The organism is Acinetobacter calcoaceticus (assembly GCF_051947995.1).
In the GTDB taxonomy this organism is placed as follows: Bacteria; Pseudomonadota; Gammaproteobacteria; order Pseudomonadales; family Moraxellaceae; genus Acinetobacter.
Genome location: NZ_JBLVVH010000015.1, coordinates 18205 through 42667, shown reverse-complemented (window position 1 = coordinate 42667; position 24463 = coordinate 18205). Strand labels below are relative to the sequence as shown.

The 24463-nt window shown below is 43.3% G+C and carries 24 protein-coding genes; 10 read left to right on the top strand and 14 right to left on the bottom strand.

Annotated elements, in window-relative coordinates; genetic code table 11:
• The first annotated feature begins 264 nt into the window (after positions 1-264).
• The 3 genes from ACNQO6_RS17785 to ACNQO6_RS17775 all read left to right on the top strand — a co-directional run bounded on the left by ACNQO6_RS17785 (position 265) and on the right by ACNQO6_RS17775 (position 2965).
• Entirely contained in the window at positions 265-1176 is a 912-nt protein-coding gene (locus tag ACNQO6_RS17785; protein WP_440209823.1) for a matrixin family metalloprotease, read from the top strand.
• 382 nt (positions 1177-1558) lie between these two features.
• Positions 1559-2470 (top strand): matrixin family metalloprotease, encoded by a 912-nt coding sequence (locus tag ACNQO6_RS17780; RefSeq protein WP_440209822.1) that lies wholly within the window; start codon positions 1559-1561, stop codon positions 2468-2470.
• 111 nt (positions 2471-2581) lie between these two features.
• Complete coding sequence (locus ACNQO6_RS17775; protein ID WP_165569325.1) at positions 2582-2965, top strand: hypothetical protein; 384 nt, start codon at positions 2582-2584, stop codon at positions 2963-2965.
• 45 nt (positions 2966-3010) lie between these two features.
• On the opposite strand, the gene ACNQO6_RS17770 is transcribed toward ACNQO6_RS17775, so the two are convergent.
• The 4 genes from ACNQO6_RS17770 to ACNQO6_RS17755 form a co-directional block, all read right to left on the bottom strand.
• Positions 3011-4306, bottom strand: a complete 1296-nt coding sequence (locus ACNQO6_RS17770; RefSeq protein ID WP_440209821.1) for a lytic murein transglycosylase — start codon at positions 4304-4306, stop codon at positions 3011-3013.
• A gap of 596 nt (positions 4307-4902) precedes the next feature.
• Positions 4903-6024 carry a 5-(carboxyamino)imidazole ribonucleotide synthase gene (locus ACNQO6_RS17765; RefSeq protein WP_440209820.1) on the bottom strand — a complete coding sequence of 374 codons (1122 nt, stop codon included), beginning with the start codon at positions 6022-6024 and terminating at the stop codon, positions 4903-4905.
• Positions 6025-6035: 11 nt separating this feature from the next.
• Positions 6036-6548 (bottom strand): 5-(carboxyamino)imidazole ribonucleotide mutase, encoded by a 513-nt coding sequence (gene purE, locus ACNQO6_RS17760; RefSeq protein ID WP_004776464.1) that lies wholly within the window; start codon positions 6546-6548, stop codon positions 6036-6038.
• 134 nt (positions 6549-6682) lie between these two features.
• Positions 6683-7036 (bottom strand): DMT family protein, encoded by a 354-nt coding sequence (locus tag ACNQO6_RS17755; protein ID WP_005186310.1) that lies wholly within the window; start codon positions 7034-7036, stop codon positions 6683-6685.
• Positions 7037-7258: 222 nt separating this feature from the next.
• Here ACNQO6_RS17755 and mpl point away from each other — a divergent pair, with 222 nt between their 5' ends.
• A complete protein-coding gene (gene mpl / locus ACNQO6_RS17750) occupies positions 7259-8620 on the top strand; it encodes a UDP-N-acetylmuramate:L-alanyl-gamma-D-glutamyl-meso-diaminopimelate ligase (RefSeq protein ID WP_032876581.1) in 1362 nt (453 codons plus the stop codon).
• 311 nt (positions 8621-8931) lie between these two features.
• Here the strand turns inward: mpl and ACNQO6_RS17745 are convergent, their stop codons facing one another.
• From ACNQO6_RS17745 to ACNQO6_RS17730, 4 genes are read right to left on the bottom strand one after another with little or no spacing between them, the layout of a single operon-like run.
• Positions 8932-9675 carry an SDR family oxidoreductase gene (locus tag ACNQO6_RS17745; protein ID WP_440209819.1) on the bottom strand — a complete coding sequence of 248 codons (744 nt, stop codon included), beginning with the start codon at positions 9673-9675 and terminating at the stop codon, positions 8932-8934.
• A gap of 19 nt (positions 9676-9694) precedes the next feature.
• Positions 9695-10393: a histidine phosphatase family protein gene (locus ACNQO6_RS17740; protein ID WP_440209818.1), complete on the bottom strand. Its 699-nt coding sequence runs from the start codon at positions 10391-10393 to the stop codon at positions 9695-9697.
• A complete protein-coding gene (locus ACNQO6_RS17735; RefSeq protein WP_440209817.1) occupies positions 10390-11511 on the bottom strand; it encodes a phosphotransferase family protein in 1122 nt (373 codons plus the stop codon). The genes ACNQO6_RS17740 and ACNQO6_RS17735 overlap by 4 nt, the downstream gene beginning before the upstream one ends.
• 12 nt (positions 11512-11523) lie before the next feature.
• Positions 11524-12756 carry an acyl-CoA dehydrogenase family protein gene (locus ACNQO6_RS17730; protein WP_440209816.1) on the bottom strand — a complete coding sequence of 411 codons (1233 nt, stop codon included), beginning with the start codon at positions 12754-12756 and terminating at the stop codon, positions 11524-11526.
• 105 nt (positions 12757-12861) lie between these two features.
• Here ACNQO6_RS17730 and ACNQO6_RS17725 point away from each other — a divergent pair, with 105 nt between their 5' ends.
• The 5 genes from ACNQO6_RS17725 to ACNQO6_RS17705 all read left to right on the top strand — a co-directional run bounded on the left by ACNQO6_RS17725 (position 12862) and on the right by ACNQO6_RS17705 (position 17886).
• The gene (locus ACNQO6_RS17725; protein WP_440209815.1) at positions 12862-13776 is read left to right on the top strand and encodes a LysR family transcriptional regulator; all 915 of its coding nucleotides are present in this window, start codon (positions 12862-12864) and stop codon (positions 13774-13776) included.
• A gap of 297 nt (positions 13777-14073) precedes the next feature.
• Entirely contained in the window at positions 14074-15033 is a 960-nt protein-coding gene (locus ACNQO6_RS17720; protein ID WP_440209814.1) for a TerC family protein, read from the top strand.
• Between the two features lie 281 nt (positions 15034-15314).
• Entirely contained in the window at positions 15315-16631 is a 1317-nt protein-coding gene (guaD, locus tag ACNQO6_RS17715; protein WP_440209813.1) for a guanine deaminase, read from the top strand.
• Between the two features lie 224 nt (positions 16632-16855).
• Complete coding sequence (gene hpt, locus ACNQO6_RS17710; RefSeq protein WP_004776485.1) at positions 16856-17383, top strand: hypoxanthine phosphoribosyltransferase; 528 nt, start codon at positions 16856-16858, stop codon at positions 17381-17383.
• 251 nt (positions 17384-17634) lie between these two features.
• Positions 17635-17886: a GlsB/YeaQ/YmgE family stress response membrane protein gene (locus ACNQO6_RS17705; protein ID WP_004660536.1), complete on the top strand. Its 252-nt coding sequence runs from the start codon at positions 17635-17637 to the stop codon at positions 17884-17886.
• A gap of 56 nt (positions 17887-17942) precedes the next feature.
• Here the strand turns inward: ACNQO6_RS17705 and ACNQO6_RS17700 are convergent, their stop codons facing one another.
• Complete coding sequence (locus tag ACNQO6_RS17700; RefSeq protein WP_440209812.1) at positions 17943-18641, bottom strand: DsbC family protein; 699 nt, start codon at positions 18639-18641, stop codon at positions 17943-17945.
• Positions 18642-19069: 428 nt separating this feature from the next.
• Here ACNQO6_RS17700 and ACNQO6_RS17695 point away from each other — a divergent pair, with 428 nt between their 5' ends.
• Positions 19070-20260 carry a PilT/PilU family type 4a pilus ATPase gene (locus tag ACNQO6_RS17695; protein WP_343581409.1) on the top strand — a complete coding sequence of 397 codons (1191 nt, stop codon included), beginning with the start codon at positions 19070-19072 and terminating at the stop codon, positions 20258-20260.
• 50 nt (positions 20261-20310) lie between these two features.
• Here the strand turns inward: ACNQO6_RS17695 and mnmE are convergent, their stop codons facing one another.
• From mnmE to rpmH, 5 genes are all read right to left on the bottom strand, one after another.
• On the bottom strand, positions 20311-21666 hold the full coding sequence (gene mnmE, locus ACNQO6_RS17690; protein WP_440209811.1) for a tRNA uridine-5-carboxymethylaminomethyl(34) synthesis GTPase MnmE: 1356 nt from the start codon (positions 21664-21666) through the stop codon (positions 20311-20313).
• A gap of 114 nt (positions 21667-21780) precedes the next feature.
• Positions 21781-23538 carry a membrane protein insertase YidC gene (gene yidC, locus ACNQO6_RS17685; protein ID WP_440209810.1) on the bottom strand — a complete coding sequence of 586 codons (1758 nt, stop codon included), beginning with the start codon at positions 23536-23538 and terminating at the stop codon, positions 21781-21783.
• Positions 23539-23543: 5 nt separating this feature from the next.
• The gene (gene yidD, locus ACNQO6_RS17680) at positions 23544-23864 is read right to left on the bottom strand and encodes a membrane protein insertion efficiency factor YidD (protein WP_343581407.1); all 321 of its coding nucleotides are present in this window, start codon (positions 23862-23864) and stop codon (positions 23544-23546) included.
• A gap of 9 nt (positions 23865-23873) precedes the next feature.
• A complete protein-coding gene (gene rnpA / locus ACNQO6_RS17675) occupies positions 23874-24269 on the bottom strand; it encodes a ribonuclease P protein component (protein ID WP_440209809.1) in 396 nt (131 codons plus the stop codon).
• 27 nt (positions 24270-24296) lie between these two features.
• The gene (rpmH, locus tag ACNQO6_RS17670; protein ID WP_000831329.1) at positions 24297-24431 is read right to left on the bottom strand and encodes a 50S ribosomal protein L34; all 135 of its coding nucleotides are present in this window, start codon (positions 24429-24431) and stop codon (positions 24297-24299) included.
• Positions 24432-24463 lie beyond the last annotated feature (32 nt).

Sequence of the window (24463 nt, the reverse complement as noted above, 5' to 3'; positions counted from 1 at the left end):
TATTTTACAAAAGTTAACAATCAAGACTTTTATCGCTATTTATACAGCTGTTCCGTGCTTAATAAATTTAATCTTTTGATTCTCTTGGTATTATGAACAAAAAACCGACAAGCTGCTGATTTTAAGATTGTGTAAATTATTCGAGTTATTTTTTTATTTATTAGAAAAAAATCACACTTTTTAGTTTTATTTATTAAATAGATAGCGTTTTGACCTGAATCAAATACTGCTCAAAAATAAGCCTTATTTAGGGGAGTTTGGCTTATGCGTATTATGAATATGGCGATGCTTGCAGTATATTTCTGTACGCTCTCCCCTCACCTTAGCTATGCCCAGACCAATATCAATCCGGTTAATCCGCATCAGCATCAAACCATCAAAAAAACACTGCATTATCGTATTGCCGATATTGATCCACGCTTTCATTTAAGTCAGCAACAAGTGCTAGAACTGACGCAGCAAGCAGCCAAAATCTGGGAACATGAAACAGGCCAGCAAAATTTTATCTATGATCCAGAGGCGGAATTTAGTATCAATCTAGTTTTTGATGAACGCCAACAACGCAGTACAGATCGCGTGCAGAGCCTGCAACAACTGCAGCAAGACCAGCAACAATGGCATAAACAGAACCAACAATTACAGCAGCTCAAGGCGGATATTCAGCAAAATTCGGCCTTGATTGCCCATAAACAGGCACAACTTAACGCACAATTTCAGCAATATAATCTGGATGTGCAGCGCTTTAACCAGCAGCGCTCTTCTTCAAAAGTTCTGGCGGATCAACTGGCTCAACGCCAAACTGCCTTACAGCAGCAAGCTTTGGCTTTGCAACAGGACATTCAGCGACATAATCAACGTAGCCGACAACTTAATCAGGACCTTCAGGCTTTAAATCAAGGGAATCAGCAACTGGTGGCTTCTGCCAATCAGTTTAATCAAATCTTTCAACCCCGTCTGTTCCACAAAGGCCATTTTGATGGCAAACACATCATGATTTATGAATTTTCATCCACACATGACCTACGCTTAACGCTGGCGCATGAGTTTGGGCATGCCTTAGGTTTTGCGCATACCGATGATCCAAGCTCTTTGATGTATCCGATTATTCAACAACAGAACCTGCAAAAGTTCGCATTAACCGATTCTGATAAAGATCTGGTGAAAGCCATGTATTAATGATTCACCCAATTTAAGAAAGATTGAGGAACCACTAGACTCATTGTCTACTTTTCAATCAGTTAAATTTTGGCTTTTATATGAAAAATAAAATAATTTTTCATCCTTTATTTTATGCCTTGCCAAGTTTAGACAAGCTTTTTAGACTCGCATACATGAAAAAAGAATAAAAATTAAACACCTGTTCTGATTTTATTTTTTATTCACTTTAGCTGCAAACTCGCTTTATTCCGCTATATTTTACTTGCTTTTTTCTACATATGTATTTTTATTCATTTTCTAGAAATATCTCCCCAAATTCTCACCTCACACTGAGTTGATCCATTTGACTCCCTGTTTAAACTGATTAAAATGCGACCTTTTTCAAGCTTTATCTCCCTTTATGCGTTGTTTTTCTCATTTATTGGCTGCATGTGTGTTCATGCTGGTCCCAGCGCCAGCTTTTGCCAAAATTTCGTCAAACGTCCCTCAAACACAAATCCGTTATAGCAGCGAGCATCCTCTACGCTACCGGATTGCCGATCTGGATCCACGTCTCAATATCACGCAACAACAAATGATTGAGTTAAGCCAACAGGCGGCTGCCATCTGGGCAAAAGATACCGGACAACAGTATTTTGTCTATGATCCAGAAGCCGAGTTTGCCATTCATTTGGTATTTGATCAGCGTCAAGTACGCAGCATGAAACGCTCGGAAAATCTGAACCAGCTTGAGCAGGAACAACAGCATTGGTTAGCACAAAATCAGCAATTACAGCGTCTAAAACAAAGCGTCGCTGACTCCAGGACTCAACTCGAATTACAAACGATTGAATATCAAAATAATCAGCAAAAGTATCAGCAGGCCCTGCAAAATCTGAAAACTTCCACTCAAAACCCAAAGCAAGTTGCACGACTGCAGCAACAACAACACACCCTGCAACAGCAAGCGAGCGATTTACAGACCAAAGTTGCTGAACACAATCAGCTGGTCCAACAATTCAATGCGCAAACAGAACAGTCGAAACAGCTCTACCAACAATTGACTGAATCCGTAGCGGCATTTAACCAGACCTTTAAACCTCAGGTCCTGCATAAAGGTCAGTTTCACGGTCAACAGATTTTTATTTATGAATTTTCATCTATGGACGACTTACGCCTAACACTCGCGCATGAATTTGGGCATGCTTTAGGCCTAAAGCATACTCAAGATCCGAAATCCTTAATGTATCCACGCATTAAGGAGCAGAATGCAAAAGATTTTCAGCTGACGGATACCGATCTGGAATTATTGGGTTTTTCTCGAGCGCCTTAATCCCTATAAAATATAGGTGTTTTATCCATTATCGCTTGCTTAGTAACAAGAATGGGTCGATTCTTTGGATTTATTCATGTTATTGTGGATGAAAACATCCTATTTATCTTAATGGAGATCGGCATGAGTTATTATCATATCTTAATTGAAGTGAACGACCACATCAGTACGATTGAGCAGACTCGTGATATCGAATTCTTGAATATTGAAGATATTAGCCCCTTTCTCCATTCCATTTTGATTCCCTATTTCAATGAACAAGAAGTTGAGCTGGAAGATGAAAATGTCGCCTATGACGAGATTTTACATCTGGAAGTCAAACAGACCTTATTGCCCATCGAACATCTGGTTGAAGAAGAACAAAAGCAACTCCCGAGCGATACGGATGTCACCATTACTGCTTATGAAATTTTTAATGACCGTGATTTGAGTCAGGATGTAACTGCAGTGATTTTTGATATTTTAGAAGCCGTTAAACTCGATCCAGCCCCTTAATATAAAAAAGGTCTGCATATGGCAGACCTTTTTTTAATAGATCATTTATTGCATCATTTTTTTGGCTTGTTCCTGACGGAAAGCGCGTAAAATCTGCTGTCCTGCACGTCCGGTCGGATTTAAGCCTAAACGGGTTTGCTCCTGGCGAATAGCCTGACGGCTTTTATCACCAATCAATCCATCCACAGTCCCAATATCATAACCGCGTTGTACTAGAAACTGTTGAATTTCACGACGTTCCGCACGTGAAGTACCCGGATCATCTGTTGGCCATGAAGTTAAGAATGGTGTACCACCACGTAAACGATCCGATAAATGTGCAATCGCTAAACCATAGCTTTCAGCCGCGTTATAGCTATAAATCGCGTCAAAGTTCTTAAATACCAAGAACACTGGACCATTGGCACCCGCTGGAGAAATCAGTCCTGCCGGGGTACTGCCGGATAAATTACCTTGAATCAATGCGGTACCATCAGCCCGGGTCACGCCTTGCGCAATCCAGCTATTTAATGGCTTTTTATTACGACGGCTTTCACCTGAAATCGACATGCCTTGCGGGATTTTGACTTCAAAGCCCCACGGCATGCCTGTTTGCCACCCTGCCCGTTTTAAGAAATTTGCTGTTGAAGCCAAAGCATCCGTGGTACTAGAAACCAGATCACGACGGCCATCACCATCAAAATCAACCGCTAAACGTTCATAAGTCGATGGCATAAACTGGGTATGACCAAAGGCCCCAGCCCATGAACCGTACAACTGATCCTGAGTTAAATCACCGCGCTGTAAAATACGCATGGTGGCAAAAAACTCGCCACGGAAATAACTTTGACGGCGACCTTCACAACTCAATGTTCCTAAAGCCTGTAATAAAGGATATTTACCGGAAATATCACCATAATTACTTTCAACTCCCCACACGGCCACAACCGTTTCAGCAGGAACACCATAGGCCTGTTCGACACGGTTCAATACTGCACGGTGCTGATTTAATTTTTGCTGCCCTGCCTGAACGCGCTCGTTATCCACAAGGCCAGACAAATAATCCCAGATCGGTGTCGAAAATTCAGGCTGATAATTTAATTTATCAATCACGGAATAATCCGGGGTTAAATTTTGGGTATAGCGATCATAGGTCGAACCAGAAACACCCGATGCGATGGCCTGCGAACGCAAATTGGCAATACAGCCCTGAAAATTAGAATTGGGCGTATAACTGCTGGCGACCGGTGCGGTCGTGGCTGGTGTAGAAACAGCTGCACCATTAATTACCAGCTCGGCATGCGCCTGATTGAAAAAAGTAAATAAGGCAGTGCCTAGAAAAAAAGAAAAATGACGTTTCATGACTGAACCAAAACTTTTGAATTTAAATTTCCTCTCCACCTTAACACGCTCTATGAAGATGTATAGTTTGGAAACGTAACTTTGAATTCATTTATCGGTTTTAAATTTAAAACCCTGCTTTTAAATTCATAATTCGGGCTTTATTTTAAATTTAAAAGTTATCAACAAGTCCAATTTAAATTCAAAAATACCATACCGGATAACTTGAGCATTTAAATTTAAAAAACTTATCCACTTTTAAATTCATTTCTTCGATTTAAACAGCACGCGATTCGAACAGAACCCCTAAAAGACACCAAGCTTATATTTTCAGCCTGTTATTCTAGGTAAAATAGATATCCACACCCCATGATTTAAATTTAAAAACTCAATATTGTCTTAACTTTTAAATTTAAAACAGGCGCTCTTTTTTGAATTTAAAACACAGAACAGCTTATCCACTTATCTTTAAATTCAAATCACCCTCATAATTTTAAATTCAAAATACCGAAAACAAGTTATCCACAACAGCTCAACTTTATTATTTTAAATTTAAAAACAGCGCAGAATGAAAAAAGCGATCCGAAGATCGCTTTTTTGAGCTATTGTGGATAAGTTTAGAGGGTCATATCTGCAGTTAATGCCAATGGTACAGGTAAAATTTGCGCCAATTGACGGCATAAAGCAGTTAAATCATCTGAATTATTCGGCATCAAGGTAATATGTCCCAGCTTACGACCTGTACGCTCAGACTTATTATAGAGATGTAAATGTGCACCGTTCAGCGCCAAAACATCTTCAGATTTTGGATGCTGGCCAATAATATTGATCATCACCGTTGGACGAATCACTTCAGTTGAGCCCAAAGGTAAACCGGCAACCGCACGAATATGGTTCTCAAATTGCGAGCAAATCGCACCTTCAATCGACCAGTGACCTGAATTATGTACACGACATGCCATTTCATTGGCATAGAGACCTTGCTCGGTTACAAACAATTCAAGTGTAAGCACGCCGACATAATTCAAGTGGTTTAACAAACGGGTGATATAATCTTGTGCCACGGGCTGTAAATCGCCGCTATTTGGCGCAGGTACAATCGAATGGGACAAGATGCCATTATGATGATGGTTTTCTGCCAGTGCCCAGGTTTTCACATCGCCGTTTTGTCCACGCACCGCAATAATCGAGACTTCACGGCTGAATTTAACAAAGCTTTCAGCGATCAGGCTTTTTGCAGGGCCAAGTTCAGCCCAAGCCGTGTCGATCTGATCTTCAGTACGTAATACGAACTGGCCTTTACCATCATAGCCACCTGTCACGGTTTTTAAGACTATCGGTAAGCCAAGATCAGCAACCGCCTGTTTTAAGCTCTCTAAGCTATTCACAGCACGATACGGCGCAACAGGAATGTTTAACTCATCAAACAAACTTTTCTCCGCCAAGCGGTTTTGTGCAGTCGCTAACGCAAGGCGAGGCGGGTGCAGGGTTTTGCTTTGTGTTAAAACATCTACATCCGCAACAGGCGTATTTTCAAATTCAAGACTAAATACATCCGCACTGGCAATGAAATCTTGCAAGCCTTGCGGATTTTGGCTAGAAAATACCGGACCTAAAATTGCAGCAGGGCAATCCGTTTCTGCCTCAAAGAAGGTGCATTGAATATTCAGTGGCAATGCCGCTTGCGCCATCATACGTCCAAGCTGTCCGCCACCAAAAATACCGATGGTTTTATGCATGACCAGCTCCGTTATACTTGACCAGGAATGTTATTGCTCGATACTTTTTCTGTTTGTGCAGTACGGAAATCCGCTACATTTTTAGCAATGTCTGGACGGGTTAAGCCTAAAATCTGTGCTGCCATAATCGCTGCATTAGTCGCACCAGCCTGACCAATCGCCAAAGTACCGACCGCAATACCTGCTGGCATTTGCACGATTGAAAGCAATGAATCTACACCATTTAAAATCGATGATTTAACCGGTACGCCCAGTACAGGTAAATCAGTTTTAGCCGCACACATCCCCGGTAAATGTGCCGCACCACCAGCGCCTGCAATAATCACCTGAATACCACGATCACGAGCTGTTTCAGCATATTCAAACAAACGATCCGGGGTACGGTGCGCAGAAACCACTTCAGCTTCAAAAGGAACACCCAACTGTTTGAGCATGTTAGCGGTATGTTCAAGTGTTGCCCAATCTGATTGAGAACCCATGATAATTCCGACTAAAGGTTGGCTATCTGTTGCGACCGCATTCATTGGCTTTTCCAAAACATGATAAAAATAGAGAAGTATCTCGACTTACGCCAAGCACGAAGGAATAAATTGGCAAATATTATAGCGGTTTTTTCAAGCATCCCCAACAAAAGAACGCGTGAACTGCTTCACGAAAATTAGCTCTGGTTTCGAAATACAAAATAGACGCACCCCATTAAACACAGCATTGCCCAGATATAGTCCAGCTTAAACGGCTGTTTAAAGACAAAAATCATAAAGGGCACAAACACCATTAAGGTCACCACTTCCTGGGTAATCTTCATTTCCCCCAGACTCCAGCCATGCTGGTTGAGCAACTTGGTGGCAGGAATCATAAAACTGTATTCCAGCAGGGCAATACACCAGCTAAACAGGATCGCTTGCCAGATCGGCGCATCATGCAGGATTTTCAGATGCCCATACCATGCCAACGTCATAAAACAGTTGGAAATAATCAACAAACATAACGCTAAAAGGGTAGGGCTCAACATAATGTGCTTGTATCCAGATCAAGGGTGAATCGCAGAGAAGATATGCTTGTAAAAACCCTGAAATTTTAGCATTCATCTGCAGAATTAGAACTAAACAACAACAACGAATTTTGACTATCTTTTCCATGCAAGCCTTGCTATCGTTGCGTTTGATTTTTATTGATAACGACAATCATACATACGATATCAGTGCTGTATGAAGAGCAGTGGAGAAGGCGCGTTATGCATCTGCATATTTTGGGTATTTGTGGCACATTTATGGGGTCTTTGGCTCTATTAGCACGAGATTTAGGACATAAAGTCACAGGTTCAGATGCCAATGTTTATCCACCTATGTCAACTCAACTCGAAAATGCGGGTATTGAACTGATGCAGGGCTATGACCGTAGCCATTTACAGCCGCATCCTGATCTTGTGATCGTCGGTAATGCCATGAAACGCGGCATTGATGCGATTGAATATATGCTGAATGAAGGCCTTCCTTATATTTCTGGCCCACAATTTCTGGCAGACCATGTGCTGCAAGGCAAACACGTACTCGGTGTCGCAGGTACACATGGTAAAACCACTACCACGACGATGCTGGCTTGGGTACTGGATCAGGCGGGTTTAAATCCAGGTTTCTTGATCGGCGGCGTACCGCTTGGTTTTAGTGAAAGTGCACGTTTAGGGGGTGGTCAATATTTCTGTGTTGAAGCGGATGAATATGATTCTGCATTCTTCGACAAGCGTTCTAAGTTTGTTCACTATCATCCTAAAACCGCGATTTTAAACAATCTTGAATTTGATCACGCCGACATTTTCGATGATCTTGCTGCGATTCAAAAACAGTTCCATCATTTAGTCCGTACCATTCCGAGTGAAGGTCGTATTATTGCGCCCATTACTGAAACCAACATTGATGAAGTCTTAGAGCAGGGTTGCTGGACACCAGTGATTCGTACCAGTCTAGAGCCAAATGCACAAGCCGCGTTATCTGCCGAATTGATCAGTGCGGATGGTAGTCACTTTAAAGTGCTTGAACAGGGCAACGTGGTCGGTGAAGTGAAATGGAACATGACCGGGCAACATAGCGTTGCCAATGCCTTAGCGACCATTGCTGCTGCACAACATGTGGGTGTTCGCCTTGAACAGGCATGTGAAGCCTTATCCAACTTCGGTGGGGTAAAACGCCGTATGGAGCTGTTAGGTACGGTGCGTGGCATCGAAGTCTATGATGACTTTGCCCACCACCCAACTGCGATTGAAACCACACTCGACGGCGCACGTAAACGTCTAGGTGAACGTAAGCTATGGGCGATCATTGAACCACGTTCAAATACCATGCGTATGGGCAGCCATAAAGATGGTTTGGCACATTCAGCACGTTTAGCGGATGAAGTGATCTGGTATCAACCTGAAGGTCTGGATTGGGATTTGCAACCTGTGATTGCGGCATCAGCAAACAAGGCAGAAGTCAGCCGTTCATTGGATGAGATCATTGCCCGTGTGGTGAATGAAGCAGGTGAGGGCGATGCTGTGGTGATCATGTCGAATGGCGGTTTTGGTGGTTTACACCAAAAGTTGATTACGGCTTTGTCATAATCAAAGTCAGCACTTTCTGAAAAACTATTGTCTTAACGGAGTCTTGCAAGTTCTTATCTAATTTCTGGATCAGCCTGCGGCTCGCCCTACTTTTCTTTCGGGAAAAGTAGGCAAAACCATTGTCATCTGCAAAACCTGTCCTCTTCTTGCATTTATCAACATATATCGCAGAAACAGCCTCTCATTTAAACCACGCAGGTTGCAGATGACGTTTCCGCGTATCGTATTTCTTCAAAATTATGTTCATTCAGATCTTGACAAGCAACATCCCTGTCGAATAAACATCTGTGTCCATGCATTTTAAATTGCCATCAACTCAGTTTATTCACCAGTTTTAACGGCAAAATCTTCATTGCTATGCCCATTGGCAACCATGGCCACTGTGGCACATACGCCTTCACAGGTTCCTTCTCAATGGCTTTCACCAAAGCCTTGCTTCCTGTCTTCTCATCCACTTCAAACGGCAGTTTCTTGGCACCCTCATTCAATTCAGTGCGAATATAACCTGGGAAAATCGTCGATACTTTAATAGGTGTACCCAGCAATTCCGCACGGATGCCCTCGGCCAAATGTGCCACCGCCGCTTTACTGGCTGCATAGGTCGATAAATGTTTCGGTAAACCACGCATGGCACTCATGGAGGAAATCACCACCAAATGGCCTTGGTTTTGCGCTCTAAAAATTTCAACTGCCGCTTCGCATTGCGCCAGAGCAGAAATAAAATTGGTTTCAGCAGTAGCACGATTCACCTCAAAATGCCCTTTACCAATACGGCGACCATCACCCACACCTGCATTGACAATAATGCGGTCAATCCTGCCGAATTCTTGCTGAAAAGCTTTAAACACCGTAAACACATCATCGTAATGGGTCACATCCAGCGTCTTGATCTTGACCTGAACGGAAAACTGGCTTTGCAACTCCTGTTGTAACGTTTCCAGACGCTCTAAACGTCGTGCGCAAAGCGCCAGATTGTAGCCTTTGGCAGCAAATTCACGCGCCATACCTGCGCCTAAACCCGAACTTGCACCTGTAATTAAAATTGTCTTTGCCATTTCTGCCACCTATTCTTGTTTAAATCCATGTAAGAAGTTCTGCATCGTGTGCTTTTAAATAATGATGTTCATTAAAACTCAGTAATTGCAAGCGTCCATCCACCCAACGCAGCGTCGTAATACTGGCATTGGCAATCGACCAGTTCAGTGCAAAGATCTGTTTCGCATCCAAGCCCAGCACCTGACCCACCACCACTGAAATGACACCACCAGAGCTGAACACCACCGCCTGACGCTGCTGTGTGGCATCAAGCTGCTGACATAGGCCATGCAACGCGCTCTCTACACGGCTTTGGAAACCTAACCAGGTCTCATGATATTCATGGTCATATTGCTCTCCAATCCAGCGTTCAATCGCCCCATCAAAGATTTTCGCCAGATAGGCACGTGGGTTCGCAACTTGCGCGACATCCTGTTTGAGTAATTCAGGCTGATTAAAGCGGGGTTCGTACCGAGAAAACACATGTTGATGATCAAACTCATTCCAGCTGGATTCAGTGTGAATCGGTACTTCTGCAAAACCTCGCGCTAAAGCGAGTTGCGCCGTTTGTTGGTGACGCTGCATTGACCCAGCTACCACCAAAGGCGAAGATTTCAAAGTTTTATTGAGAAACTCACCCGCCGCTTGTGCCTGTTGCTCACCTTTTGCAGAGAGCAGGTCATAGCTAGCTGCTCCAAAAGAGGCCTGCCCATGTCGCACCAGATAAATTGTGCTCATCCTTTTAAAATTTCCTTCAGTTTTGCGCCATATTCAGGAATTAATTGCTGGGCTTGTGTATTGTCCTGTGCAATCAATTTTAGCGCACGAATATGCAGGGCATGAATCAGGATCCAGAAGTCTTTAAAAGCTGGATTATCCGTTTGCTGATGGTAATAACGGTAATAGATCTGCTGCGCGATCACGGCTAGGCGGAATAAACCAAATACTTCATAAAATGCCCAGTTATCAGGCTTCAACCCTGTTTTTTCCAGATAGTAATCCACCACTTGCTGACGTGTCAGCATGCCTTTCAGATTGGTCGGCTGACGGCGACTGGATTTCATCAAGGCATCGTCATCTTCCTGAATCCAATAGGCGAGGGCACTGCCCAAATCCATTAACGGATCACCTAAGGTTGCCATTTCCCAGTCCAGTACCCCAATCACCTGAGTCGGTTGCTGCGGATCTAAAATGACATTATCAAAACGCCAGTCATTATGAATCACACAGGTTTTGGAATCGGCCGGAATATGTTGTTGCAACCAGTCCCGCACGAAAGCGAAATCAGGTACATTCGGTGTCAGGGCCTTGCTATAGCGCGCATCCCAACCTTCAACCTGACGGCGGCAATAGCCTTCACCTTTGCCCAGTTTTTCCAGTTCTGTACCTTGATAAGGCACTTGATGTAGTTCAATCAATTTATCCAGCACATTCAGGCACAGTTGCTGGACTTGCTGTTCATCCAGCTGTAATTCTTTGGGTAAATTGGCACGTGGAATAATGCCTTCAATCCGCTTCATCACATAGAAATCACAGCCAATCACGCTCTCATCCTGACACAGCGCGATCATTTCAGGCAGCACAGGATAGAAGGGTGCCAGATACTGCTGCACATTGTATTCACGGGCCATATCATGCGCTGATTTAGCCTTGGTGCCTTTCGGTGGACGGCGTAGGATCAGATCAGCATTGTCATACTCTAAGCGGTAAGTCCAGTTAGATGCGCCACCTGAATATTGGGTGACTTTTGCCTGTCCTTGCACATTCACACCCTGATTTTTTAACCATGTTTCAACCGCTGCAATATCCAGTTCCTCACCATGACGAACCTGACCGCCCATATCAATTACTGTCATTTGCTTTTATCCTTATCCACGACCATAGCCACGTTTTTTGAGTTCTAATTTGGCAATCATGCCTTTATGGACTTCGTCAGGTCCATCGGCCAAACGTAAACTTCGCGCCTGAGTAAAGAAAGCCGTTAACGGTGTATCACGGGAAACACCTTCGCCACCGTGGATCTGAATCGCCATATCTACCACATTTTGCAAGACGGTTGGCGCGACCACTTTAATGGCTGAAATTTCAGTTAATGCCGCCATATTGCCTTGCGTATCCATCTTATAGGCAGCGTATAAGGTCAATAAACGCGCCTGATCGATTTGCACACGTGCATCTGCAACACGTTCCAGATTGCCACCCAGCTTGAGCAGTTCTTTGCCAAAAGCCTTGCGCGACATGCCACGGTCAATCATCAGTTCAAGTGCTTTCTCTGCCGCGCCAACACAGCGCATACAATGATGAATACGTCCAGGGCCTAAACGGCCTTGCGCAATTTCAAAGCCTTGTCCTGCACCACCAATGAAGTTGCTAACAGGCACGCGCACATTATCGAAGCTGACCTGTCCGTGCCCATGGGGTGCATCGTAATCGCCAAACACGGGCAGCATACGCTCAATGGTCACACCTGCGGTATTGACCGGTACCAGTACCATAGAATGCTGGTGATGGCGGTCTTTACTTGGATCGGGCGTATAGGCCATAAAAATAATGATTTTGGCATTGGGATCGCCTAAACCGGATGACCACCATTTGCGTCCATTCAAGACGATCTCATCGCCCTCTACCACCGCAGTGGCCTGCATATTGGTGGCATCACTGGACGCCACAGCGGGTTCAGTCATACAAAATACGGAACGGATTTCACCCTTGAGCAGCGGTTGTAGCCATTGCTGTTTTTGCGCATCGCTACCATAGCGCCACAATACTTCCATATTGCCGCTATCGGGCGCATTACAGTTAAATACCGTCGGCGCAAGCAGGCTACGTCCCGTCAGTTCAGCAATGTGTGCATATTCCTGAACCGATAAGCCTGCACCAAGCTCGGCATCAGGTAAGAACATGTTCCATAAGCCTGCCGCTTTGGCTTTGTCTTTCAATTGTTGTAATTGTTCAGGCCATTGCCATTGGGTCCAGTCACCATCGACATTGAGGCGATGTACCTCATCCCAGAATGCTTGTTCAACGGGTTCAATTTCCTGCTGGATAAACGCTTGCGTACGTGCAATAAAATCCTGCGCACGCGCTGATAATGCAAACATCCTGTTCTCCCTCAATCTAAAATTTGGCGAAAGCTGATTCGCTGCTTTACATCACCATAAGCGAAAATTTATTATGAATGAAATGATTTTATTTTATTCAAAACTATGAATCAGATTCATAATGGTAACCTACTGGAAGTCGGGCACTTTCATCGTATCGATATTAATTTATATCCGCTTTTTATTGCGATTTTTGAACAGAAGAGCATTTCTAAAGCGGCACAATTGCTGTGTATCAGCCAGTCTGCGGTGAGTCATGCCTTGCAACGCTTGCGTAGCCAGCTTGGTGATGAGTTATTCGTGCGCAGCGGTCAAAAAATGCTGCCTACTCCGTATGCCGAGCAAATTTATCAGCCCATTCAAACCGCGTTATTGACGATTCAGAGTATTGCCGTACCGCAACAGGACTTTGTGCCTGACATGTTGCACAGTTTAAAGATCGCCATTCATGACGAAATTGAGCCAATTATTTTTCCGCAGCTGGTACATCATTTTGCGCAACTGAATCTGGACATCCAGTTCCTGAGCTCCAAACTGGATCGTAAAAACATGCTGGCGGATCTTTCTGCCCAACAGATTGATTTTGTCATTGATCTGGTGCAACCGTATCAGGCCAGTTTACAGTTTGAAAATCTGATTGAAGACCATTTTGTGGTGTGTACCCAGCAGCCCAATATGGATTTATCGCTATATTTGTCTTCACCGCATATTGGTGTGTCTTCACGGCGTACCGGGATTCTGCTCGAGGATATTTATCTTAATCGGCAGCAATTATCCCGCCAGATTTTCCTTCGCTGCCAGCACTATGCAACGGCGTTACAGATACTGAATCATTATCCCGACGCGATTCTGACCATTCCGCAAAGCATCCTCAAGCATTTGCATTATTCCAAAGCCTTACAGATCCATCCTTTACCAATCGAGCTGCCTCAAATCAATATGGGTATGTATTGGCATGAAAACGTGAAACATAACCCACGCCATCAATTTTTACGCATGGAAATCCTGAAAATTTTTTAGTTCAACCTTGCTGATGAATATTTGCACATTGTTTAAAAGTATGTAATTCTATACGCATATTTGGATATGAATATCCATACAGAATAAGTTGACAAGGGGAGTAGCCTCCTCCAGACCTAAGCGCTGAATGCCTTGGGTGTCAGAGCTTCGTCATTACACTTTGCAAAAAGTCGGACTCTGAGCATCACAATCCATCGTGATGTAGGCAAGACCTTGATCATGTTGAAACAGATGTATTAATTCATCTGGCAACTGGTCGAGGTTTTTTTATGTCCATTTGCCAGATAGGGAGTTGTGATGGAAACTATCGGTAATTTATGGCTCTATGTCGCATTCTTCGGTCTTGTTACCGTGATGCTACTGGTCGACTTTTTAGGCTTTAAGCAAAAACAAAATCAGGACGTGCCGATCAGACAGGCAGCCTACTGGAGTATTGCCTGGGTCAGTGTTGCAGTGATTTTTGGTGGCGGATTATGGTTTTATCTACAACAAACCGTAGGTGCAACCATTGCAAACCAGAAAACCATGGAATACTTCGCAGGTTATCTACTGGAAAAATCGCTGGCAATTGATAATGTCTTTGTCTGGCTGATGATTTTCGCGGCTTTTGCGATTCCACCTGCATATCAACGTAAAATCCTGCTTTACGGCGTACTCGGCGCAATCGTGCTTAGAACCATTTTTATCTTTATTGGTGCGTGGTTTGTGCAAGAATTCTCTTGGGTGCTGTATATCTTCGGTGCCTTTCTGGTCTACACCGGCTTTAAATTCCTGAAAGGTCAGGATGAAGAAGATACCAATATTGAAGATATCAAGTTACTGAAATGGTTACGCAAACATATGCGTATCACACCACAGCTTGAAGGCAACAATTTCTTCGTTCGCCAGAATGGTGTGTTATGGGCAACCCCTTTATTTTTAGTTTTGATTTTGGTTGAAGCCTCTGACGTGATCTTTGCGGTGGATTCCATTCCTGCAATTTTCGCCGTGACCAGTGACCCGTTCATTGTTTTAACCGCAAACTTAATGGCGATTCTGGGTTTACGTGCGATGTTCTTCTTACTGGCAGGTGCGGCGTCGAAAATGCATTACTTGCCGTATGGTTTGGGCATCATCTTACTGTTCATTGGTGCAAAAATGTTATTGCTCGATGTATTCCACATGCCAATCTGGATCTCGTTAGGCTTTATTGTTCTGGTATTAAGTATCACCGCTTATCTGTCGTTACGACACAATAAGCGACAAGCACAATCATAAGCCGAACCTGAAAAAAAGGTCTTCCATTGAAGGCCTTTTTTATGAAGAAAATAAATCAATCATGCAGGCAAGGGGAGTCATTGATTGTCCTGTTTAATCACTGTTCCAATCTCTTATTTTTTTACACTTCACCTATGCCATAAACCCACCCTCTAAAATAAGAACGTGCGGTATATAAGTCACATTTATATACCTTTTAAGCACGTTAATTAGCCGAATAATCCAGTAAATTTGGCAAAATCAGGTACAATCAACCGAAAAAAGTAAAATTGTAGGTTGTTATGACTTTGGCTACTCCAACCACGGTAATTCGTGGTCGCTTCTTAGATATTCAAAAGACCGTTTCTCAAGCCACTGAAATTGCCGATCAAGTCCGTTATATTGAAGACGGCGTAATGATCACTGAACAAGGTAAAATTCGCTGGTTTGGCACGTGGAACGACGCTCAAGCCGATCTTCCTGCAAATGTTGAAATCCAGCATTATCCAGAACAATTGATCATCCCGGGCATGATTGATACACATATCCATTTCCCACAAACGGAAATGGTCGGTGCTTACGGCGAACAATTATTAAGCTGGCTCAATACCTATACGTTCCCGACTGAAATTCAGTTTAAAGACAAAGCTTATGCCCAAGACATAGCCAAGTTTTTTGTCAATGAATTGCTTAAAAACGGGACCACCACCGCATTGGTGTTCTGTACGGTACATCCTGAATCTGTAGACGCTTTATTTGAAGCCGCAGCACAGCACCAGATGCGTTTAATCGCCGGTAAGGTGATGATGGATCGTCATGCACCAGAAGCGCTGTGTGATACCGCAGAGAGCGCCTATGATGATTCTAAAGCCCTGATTGAGAAGTGGCATGGACAGGGGCGTGCTTTATACGCAATTACCCCACGTTTTGCGCCAACGTCTACTCCCGAACAACTGGAAAAAGCAGGGCAGCTCAAAGCGCAATATCCTGATGTTTATGTACATACCCATTTAAGTGAAAACAAAGATGAAATCGCATGGGTAAAAGACCTATACCCTGAGCAGGACGGTTATCTGGATGTTTATCATCATTATGGCTTAACTGGTCAACGTTCTGTATTTGCGCATTGTGTCCATCTGGAAGATGCAGAATGGAAATGCATGCATGAAACCGACTCTGCGATTGCCTTCTGTCCGACTTCAAACCTGTTCTTGGGTAGTGGATTATTCCCGTTGCAAAAGACCTGGGAACAGCAAGTAAAAGTGGGCCTAGGCACGGATGTTGGGGCAGGGACTTCATTTAGCCTGTTGCAAACCGTGAATGAAGCGTACAAAGTTCAACAGTTACAAGGCGATAAACTTTCTGCTTTTGAATCACTGTATCACGCGACACTCGGTGGTGCGAAAGCACTGGATCTGGATGAGAAACTCGGTAACTTTAACATCGGTAAAGAAGCTGATTTTGTGGTCTTGAATACTCAGCCAACCGCATTACAACAATTGCGTCAGTCACGTTCAAAATCGGTTGAAGATAGCTTATTTGCCTTATTCACCATGGGCGATGACCGTAATATTGAGGCAACCTATATCTATGGACAAAAAGCCTATAGCCAAAACTAAATTTTTAAACAAACAAAGACTTGGGTGGCTATGTATCGCGATTGGATGTGCTGTTCTGCTGAAACGTGACAGCGCTTCTGCTCAAAATGAAACACTTTCTTCGTCATCAAAAGGTGCATGAAAAGTGATTTTGTTTTAAAATTACCAGATTAGCTCAAGATTTCGAGGTGTTGCAGGTCAACACCTTTTTTATTTTCCCGTTTTTAAGTTTTAGGAATCTACCGATGACCATTGCAATGCGCATTATGATTTCAAGTGAAGAGATTCAAGCCAAAGTGAAAGAACTTGGCGACAAAATCAATGCACACTATGCTCAAAGTGATAAAGAACTGGTACTGATCGGCTTATTACGTGGTTCAGTCATTTTTATGGCAGATTTATGCCGTGCCATCGACAAACCACATGAACTCGATTTTATGACCGTGTCTAGTTATGGTGGTGGAACCGTTTCCTCTCGTGATGTCAAAATTTTAAAAGATCTTGATGGCGAAATTCACGGTAAAGATGTACTTGTGGTCGAAGATATTATCGACTCAGGTAATACCCTCAGCAAAGTGGTTGAAATGCTGAAAACCCGTAATCCAAATTCAATTGAATTATGTACTTTAGTCAGCAAGCCGTCACGCCGTGAAATTCCTTTAGATGTAAAATTCCTGGGCTTTGAAGTCGAAGACCGCTTTATTGTCGGCTATGGCCTCGACTTTGATCAAAAATATCGTCACTTACCATTTATTGGTGAAATCGGGATCTAATCAAATCTTGCTGTTCACCATTCAAAACAGGTGAATAGCATAGATCCATGTTTATCTTGCGCTCGGATAAAGTATACATGTGCTTTATCTTGGCTCGAGTGCGAAAAGCAGCTTTTTTATTGATACTTTAATCAAACCCTCCCAAAGCTTGCACAAAAATACGACATAACTCAGTAATCCACTACAGACAAAGTCAGCTCGAATCAAGCAGGATAGAAAGAAATATCACTTTTAAAACAAGGAGAAAGACAATGTGGTCTCTAATTGTGGCAATCGTCGTTGGTTTTTTTGCTGGTTTAATCGCACGTGCTTTACATCCTGGTGAAGACAAAGCAGGCTTCATCGTAACGACTTTACTGGGTATTGCGGGTTCACTCTTGGCAACCTATGGGGGTCGCTTACTCGGCTTATATGGTGAAAATTCTGCGGCTGGTTTCATTGCCTCTGTGATTGGTGCGATCATTATTTTGTTTATCTACAATCTGGTCACCAAAAAAAGCTAAAACGTATTCAATTAAAATGCCCAATCCATTCATCGCAATGGATTGGGCATTTTTATTTATAGGCCGAGTTCTTTCCAGATCGTCTGAATGTCTGCAGCACTTCGTGCACCGACCATTTTAAATCCATTGCTAAAAATCAGGGTCGGGGTGCCATCTACGGCTAATTTTCGACCGAGCTGCAAATTACGCTCTAACGGATTCGCACAGGTTTTTTGTTGCGGCTGTACATTCTTCTGCAACAGGTTTTTCCATGCATAGGCCGGGTTAGCATCACACCATACAGATTGAGACACAGCAACCGATTGTGCTTTTAAGGGATAGATAAAGGTATAGATGGTCACATCATTCAGCTTGTCCAGCTCGGCTTCCAGTTTCTTGCAATATGGACAGTTCGGATCGGAGAAAACCGCCAACTCACGCTTACCATTGCCTTTGACAGTTTTAATCGCATCTTTGAAAGGCAGCTGTTTCCAGTCCACCGTGTTTTGCTGGATCACGAGATCCTTGGTCAAATTTTTCTGGTCTTTTAAACGCACCATTGACCCGATAAACATATGTTGGGCCCTTTCATCCAGATAGATGATCTGATTATCCAGACTGGCGCTGTATAAACCGTTCATTGCAGTCGGTTGAATGTTGGTCACCTGAATATTGGGATATTGTTTACTCAAATTACTTTTTAAGGTCTCGACATTGGCAAAGCCCAGTGCAGAAACACAACTTAATAATGAGAAAATCCCAATTTTTTTTAACATGAGTGACACTCTATACAAAAATCAGCCGCTATTGTAATGATTATCGGACAGCCAAACAGCTCAGCTTACGCAGTAACAACCAAAATTCAACCGACGATTGTGATGTTTCACGTGGAACATGCCTGATGAGAGAAAAACTAGATTTACATGGCTTGCGTGCTGCATTTTTAGTAAAAAATTGACATTTTTTTTCACATCACATTGAAATGGTAGCATTAAATTAAAAACCTGCTAGATCAATCGAGCCATGTTTGAAATAATTCCTCAGGAAACGATGAGCTGTGGAAATGATTCAGCAAAAATTTGGGGTCTTTTTGAGGCTGGATAGTTTCAACTCATATTTAAAAATCATATAGACCATTCTTTTCATTGCAATTTTCAAATCGAATGGCAACAAATCATCTTATTATTCAGATCTAGGTAGATTGATGTATAGCGCAGAATTACTCGAAGAAGCCAAAACATTTATGTTTCATATGCTGACCAAAGTAGTGGAATATGGGGGTTCAGATTTATTTATCACCGCAGATTTTCCGCCCAGCATTAAATTACAGGGATTGATGCGTCCACTAGGTCAGCAGGAACTAACGGCCGATAAAACCAAACTCTTCGCTTATAGTTTAATGAATGAAAAACAGCGCCAAGAGTTTGAAAAAGAATGGGAATGTAATTTTGCCATCAATGTTCCCCATGTTTCACGTTTTCGTGTCAACGTGTTTAAACAGCAGCTACAGATCGGCATGGTGATACGTACCATTACCTCGGAAATTCCAACCTTTCAGAAGCTAAAGCTGCCTGAATCGCTTAAACAGGTGATTATGGAAAAACGTGGTCTGGTCTTGGTGGTGGGCGGTACCGGCTCTGGCAAATCAACCTCGTTGGCCGCCATGATTGACCACCGCAATGAAAACTCTGCGGGGCATATCATTACCGTTGAAGATCCGGTTGAATACGTGCATAAACACAAAAAATCCATGATTACCCATCGTGAAGTCGGCGTTGATTGTCATTCATGGCAGCATGCCCTGAAAAACACCTTACGTCAGGCACCCGATGTGATCCTGATTGGGGAAATCCGTGATACGGAAACCATGGAACATGCGATTGCCTTTGCCGAAACAGGGCATCTTTGCCTAGGTACTTTACACGCCAACAATGCCAATCAGGCGCTAGACCGGATTATTAACTTCTTTCCGGAAGAACGACGGAACCAGTTACTGATGGATCTTTCATCTAATATGAAAGCTATTATTTCTCAACGTCTGGTGCGCACGCAGGATGGCAAAGGTCGTCGGGCAGCGATTGAAATTCTGCTGAATACGCCCTTGATTGCAGATAATATTTTAAAAGGCCAGTTTCATGCACTGAAAGAGATTATGAGCAAATCTCGTGAGCTAGGAATGCAAACCTTCGATCAGGCTTTATTCGATCTCTATAACGAAGGCGCGATTAGCTATGATGAAGCCTTGCGTAACGCCGATTCAGTCAATGAATTACGTTTACAGATCAAACTCAAAGCCACACGTCAGGAAGGCGCACCTGTTGCCATGATGACCGCCTTAAACGTCGTGCAAGAACAAAAAGCTGAGGAAGAACAGACCGCTGAAGTAAAGGAATAAAAAATGGCTTGGATTGCAACACAATTCAAGCCATAAGTATTTGATTTTACTTACTTACCAATACAAAACGAACTAAAAATCTTCCCTAGAAGATCGTCAGCACTAAAATCACCGGTGATTTCACCCAATGCATTTTGTGCCAGACGCAATGATTCAGCCACCAGTTCACCTGCGTTAAACACAACAAGTTGCTCACGTGCCTCGGCAAGATAGCGCTGAGTGCGCTTCATTGCGTCTAAATGACGTGTTCTGGCAATAAAGGTGTCTTCCTCAGGCTGGAAGCCTGCATGCGCTGTAATCGCTTCTATGAGCGCCTGAACACCCATATCCTGTTTGGCAGACACGCTGATATGTCGGAAGCCCTGATAATCACTTAAAGTCGCCTCCTGACCGGTTAAATCGCATTTATTACCGATCAACAGTAAACGTTTCGGCTCAAGATGATCGGCAAAATATTCGCGCGCCAGCTGTAACGGTTCATCGCCCTGGTTTAAATCGTAGACCAACAATAATAAATCGGCCTGTTCAATTTCTTTAATCGCACGACGAATCCCTTCCTGCTCGACGATATCGCCCGTTTCACGCAAACCGGCAGTATCGGTTAAGGTAATTGGCAAACCATTCAAACTGATCTTTTCATGCAATACATCGCGGGTCGTTCCGGCAATATCGGTCACAATAGCCCGTTCATGGCCCGCCAGCGCGTTTAACAAGCTCGATTTGCCCGCATTCGGCTTACCGGCGATCACCACCTGCAAACCTTCACGTAATAGCTGTCCTTGGCGTGCAGATTGCTGTACTGCCTTGACCGAATCCTGTACATCATCCAGCAAAGCTAAAATCTTGCCATCGGCAAGGAAATCAATTTCTTCTTCTGGAAAATCAATGGCCGCTTCCACATGCAAACGCAAGTGAATCAGCTTTTCTAAAACAGTATTAATTTTGGTTGAAAAGGCGCCCTGTAAGGAACGAACCGCTGAACGTGCGGCGGCCTGTGAGGTGGCATCAATCAAATCGGCGATCGCTTCGGCTTGCACCAGATCCATCTTGCCATTTTCAAAGGCACGCATGGAAAACTCACCCGCCTTGGCAGCCGTCGCACCCAGATCCAGTAAACGGGCTAATAACGCATTCTGAATAACTGGACCACCATGCCCCTGTAATTCCACCACATCCTCACCGGTAAACGAATGTGGATTTGGAAAACACAGTACAATGCCTTCATCCATCACTGAACCATCTGCATCACAGAACTGACGGAAGCCTGCCATGCGGGCAGCAGGAAGACTTTTCTGGGTCAACTGTTCAGCAATGACATAAGCTTTAGGGCCAGAAAGTCGAATCACGCCCACACCACCACGACCTAATGGGGTAGCAATCGCAGCAATTGTGGTTTGATGTTGCATGTTAAATTCACCTAAAAAATACGAGGGTTATGAAACAGGAACCCTCAATACAGACAAAGAAAAATCCGCTTAAGATTACCATCTTAAGCGGATTTATTCAGTAAAAGTTCGAACTTAAGAACTCGATTCAACCTTGTTGAGACGGTCTTTTTCGACACCTTTGTTAATAAACCATTGTTGCAAAATGGTAATACTGTTGTTGACGATCCAGTAAAGCACCAAACCAGCAGGGAAGAACAACATGAATACCGTAAACATGATTGGCATAATACGGAACACTTTTGCCTGCATAGGATCAGTCGGTTGTGGATTCAACATTTGCTGTACGAACATGGTCACACCCATGATCAACGGCAAGATAAACCATGGATCCATTGCTGATAAGTCTTGAATCCAGCCTAACCATGGCGCATGACGAAGTTCAACCGATTCCATCAATACCCAGTACAAGGCCAAGAAAATCGGCATTTGTAACAATAACGGCAAGCAACCAGACAATGGGTTAACTTGTTCACGCTTGTATAAGGCCATCATTTCTTGAGAGAAACGCATACGGTCTTCACCAAACTCTTCTTTCATGCGTTGCATTTCTGGTGCAATCACACGCATTTTCGCCATTGAACGATAACTTTTTGAAGAAAGTGGCCATAAAATCAATTTCACTAAGATCGTCAATAAGATAATTGACCAACCCCAGTTACCAATAATGTTATGGAAAAACTGTAAGCCCAAGAACAAGAGTTTGGCAATTGGCCATAACCAGCCGTAATCTACAGTCTGGTTTAAGCCTGCAGCTAAATCTTTGAGTTCAGACTGAATTTTTGGACCAGAATAAAGTTGTGCATCCACTTCCATTGAGGTACCCGCCGGTACATTGATCACTGGAGAAGTGAAGCCCATGATATTCATATGATCAGCAGACTGGCGCGATTCCAGTTTAGCTACATAAGGCTGGCCATCTGCTTGGGTAAGTTTCAGATTACCCGGAATCCAGGCACTGACGAAATAATGCTGAACCATGGCAACCCAGCCGCCTTTGGCTTCAACATTCAATTTTTCATCATTAAAGTTGCTGAATTTCAACTTGTTATAATGCGCGTCTGGTGTACCCCATGCGCCACCCAGATAAGTACCAAGGGTAAAGATACCTTGAGAAGATTTACCCGGATCATCAGAATTGTCACGCTTTAACTGACCAAACATCTGGCCTTGCCAGTTTTGCTGGCTACGGTTAACAACCTGATGTTTCACTGTAATTGGATAATCACCTTGGGTGAAGGTGAACGATTTGATCACTTCCACACCTTCAGGTGTTTTAAATACCAATGGCACAGTCAACACTTGATGGGTTTTACCATCTTTTGATGCAACGCTCTTTGCATCCGCCAAGGTATATGCTGTTTTTTCAACATCATACATTGGACGTCCGCTACGGCTACTATCCGGTCCATTTAAACCGATTAAACCAGATTGAGCGACGTAAGTCCGTTTCGCATCACTTTCCAGCATGACAAACGGCTTATCGCTGTCTTTGCTTTCATCATGGCTTAACAATTCAATACGAACGATATCACCACCTTTCGGATTGATCCAAAGATGATAAAGATCCGTTTGTACTGAAATCAGTTGCTGACTCACAGATGGTGTTTCTGTGGTTTGTGATGCAGTCACATTTGCTTGTGGCAAGTCTGAAGCCGCTGTTGCATTTTGAGCATTTGGCAAATCTGCAGATACATCATGTGCAGTGACCACCGCCGCTTGTTGTTGCGGTGCTGGTGCAGCATGACCATAGTCTTTTTGCCAAGCCAAAATAAGCAAATATGCGGTAACAAACATGGCTCCAAGAATTGCAAATCTGGCCCATTGTTGCATATCTATTATCCCAAATGATTAGAGAGATTTTGCTTGAATAAACGATCACGAAAGGGTACAGCAACGTGATGCATTTGAGAATCTATTTGATGAAACGAAATAAAACGAAGTGCTTTGCGGGGCACTGGATCATAGCCTGAACCACCCCAAGGATGACAACGGCAAATCCGCTGAGTCGATAGCCATACCCCTTTAACCGCACCATGCGTTTGTAAAGCTTCAATTGCATATTGCGAACACGTGGGAATATAGCGACAACGAGGACCCAATAATGGACTAATTGCAATCTGGTAACATCGTATCAACCAATGAAGTAAACGTACCATTGGAGATCTCTAATTCTGGAGGGATGTCACAACGACTTTGGAATGCTTCTTTGCTAAGCGTTGTAATTTTTGCCAAGCAAAATCTAATTGTTGATGTAATTCTTCATTTGAGATTGCTTCTATGCCTACTTTAGGCATCACCACAATATCGATATCAGCATTAAATTGCGCTTGATGTAAACGAAAGCTCTCCCGAGCAAGACGTTTTATTCGATTTCGTTCATGAGCACGACGTACCTTTTTTTTAGCAACGACAACACCCAAACGGCTTTTCGGCTGTTCGGTTAATTTTGCTAAAAAAAGGAAATGGGGCTGATGCACTTTAAAAAGCGCACCATCAAATACACTTTTATAATCAGCAGCACAACGAATACGAGATTCAGTACTGAAACTGTAAAGTGTCATCACCCAAGTCTGGTCAGCTTAACAGTATTAAACAGTTAAGCTATGACGACCTTTTGCACGACGACGAGCTAAAACTTGACGACCTGCTTTAGTAGCCATACGAGCGCGGAAACCATGAACGCGTTTACGCTTTAATTCAGATGGTTGGAAAGTACGTTTCATTTCGAAACTCCAAAATGATCTTTCTATAAAGG

Excerpts from the sequence above, each read along its gene's own strand:
- ACNQO6_RS17785 (WP_440209823.1), top strand. The coding sequence starts at position 265 with ATGCGTATTATGAATATGGCGATGCTTGCAGTATATTTCTGTACGCTC.
- ACNQO6_RS17780 (WP_440209822.1), top strand. The coding sequence starts at position 1,559 with ATGCGTTGTTTTTCTCATTTATTGGCTGCATGTGTGTTCATGCTGGTC.
- ACNQO6_RS17775 (WP_165569325.1), top strand. The coding sequence starts at position 2,582 with ATGGAGATCGGCATGAGTTATTATCATATCTTAATTGAAGTGAACGAC.
- ACNQO6_RS17770 (WP_440209821.1), bottom strand. The coding sequence starts at position 4,306 with ATGAAACGTCATTTTTCTTTTTTTCTAGGCACTGCCTTATTTACTTTT.
- ACNQO6_RS17765 (WP_440209820.1), bottom strand. The coding sequence starts at position 6,024 with ATGCATAAAACCATCGGTATTTTTGGTGGCGGACAGCTTGGACGTATG.
- purE (WP_004776464.1), bottom strand. The coding sequence starts at position 6,548 with ATGAATGCGGTCGCAACAGATAGCCAACCTTTAGTCGGAATTATCATG.
- ACNQO6_RS17755 (WP_005186310.1), bottom strand. The coding sequence starts at position 7,036 with ATGTTGAGCCCTACCCTTTTAGCGTTATGTTTGTTGATTATTTCCAAC.
- mpl (WP_032876581.1), top strand. The coding sequence starts at position 7,259 with ATGCATCTGCATATTTTGGGTATTTGTGGCACATTTATGGGGTCTTTG.
- ACNQO6_RS17745 (WP_440209819.1), bottom strand. The coding sequence starts at position 9,675 with ATGGCAAAGACAATTTTAATTACAGGTGCAAGTTCGGGTTTAGGCGCA.
- ACNQO6_RS17740 (WP_440209818.1), bottom strand. The coding sequence starts at position 10,393 with ATGAGCACAATTTATCTGGTGCGACATGGGCAGGCCTCTTTTGGAGCA.
- ACNQO6_RS17735 (WP_440209817.1), bottom strand. The coding sequence starts at position 11,511 with ATGACAGTAATTGATATGGGCGGTCAGGTTCGTCATGGTGAGGAACTG.
- ACNQO6_RS17730 (WP_440209816.1), bottom strand. The coding sequence starts at position 12,756 with ATGTTTGCATTATCAGCGCGTGCGCAGGATTTTATTGCACGTACGCAA.
- ACNQO6_RS17725 (WP_440209815.1), top strand. The coding sequence starts at position 12,862 with ATGAATCAGATTCATAATGGTAACCTACTGGAAGTCGGGCACTTTCAT.
- ACNQO6_RS17720 (WP_440209814.1), top strand. The coding sequence starts at position 14,074 with ATGGAAACTATCGGTAATTTATGGCTCTATGTCGCATTCTTCGGTCTT.
- guaD (WP_440209813.1), top strand. The coding sequence starts at position 15,315 with ATGACTTTGGCTACTCCAACCACGGTAATTCGTGGTCGCTTCTTAGAT.
- hpt (WP_004776485.1), top strand. The coding sequence starts at position 16,856 with ATGACCATTGCAATGCGCATTATGATTTCAAGTGAAGAGATTCAAGCC.
- ACNQO6_RS17705 (WP_004660536.1), top strand. The coding sequence starts at position 17,635 with ATGTGGTCTCTAATTGTGGCAATCGTCGTTGGTTTTTTTGCTGGTTTA.
- ACNQO6_RS17700 (WP_440209812.1), bottom strand. The coding sequence starts at position 18,641 with ATGTTAAAAAAAATTGGGATTTTCTCATTATTAAGTTGTGTTTCTGCA.
- ACNQO6_RS17695 (WP_343581409.1), top strand. The coding sequence starts at position 19,070 with ATGTATAGCGCAGAATTACTCGAAGAAGCCAAAACATTTATGTTTCAT.
- mnmE (WP_440209811.1), bottom strand. The coding sequence starts at position 21,666 with ATGCAACATCAAACCACAATTGCTGCGATTGCTACCCCATTAGGTCGT.
- yidC (WP_440209810.1), bottom strand. The coding sequence starts at position 23,538 with ATGCAACAATGGGCCAGATTTGCAATTCTTGGAGCCATGTTTGTTACC.
- yidD (WP_343581407.1), bottom strand. The coding sequence starts at position 23,864 with ATGGTACGTTTACTTCATTGGTTGATACGATGTTACCAGATTGCAATT.
- rnpA (WP_440209809.1), bottom strand. The coding sequence starts at position 24,269 with ATGACACTTTACAGTTTCAGTACTGAATCTCGTATTCGTTGTGCTGCT.
- rpmH (WP_000831329.1), bottom strand. The coding sequence starts at position 24,431 with ATGAAACGTACTTTCCAACCATCTGAATTAAAGCGTAAACGCGTTCAT.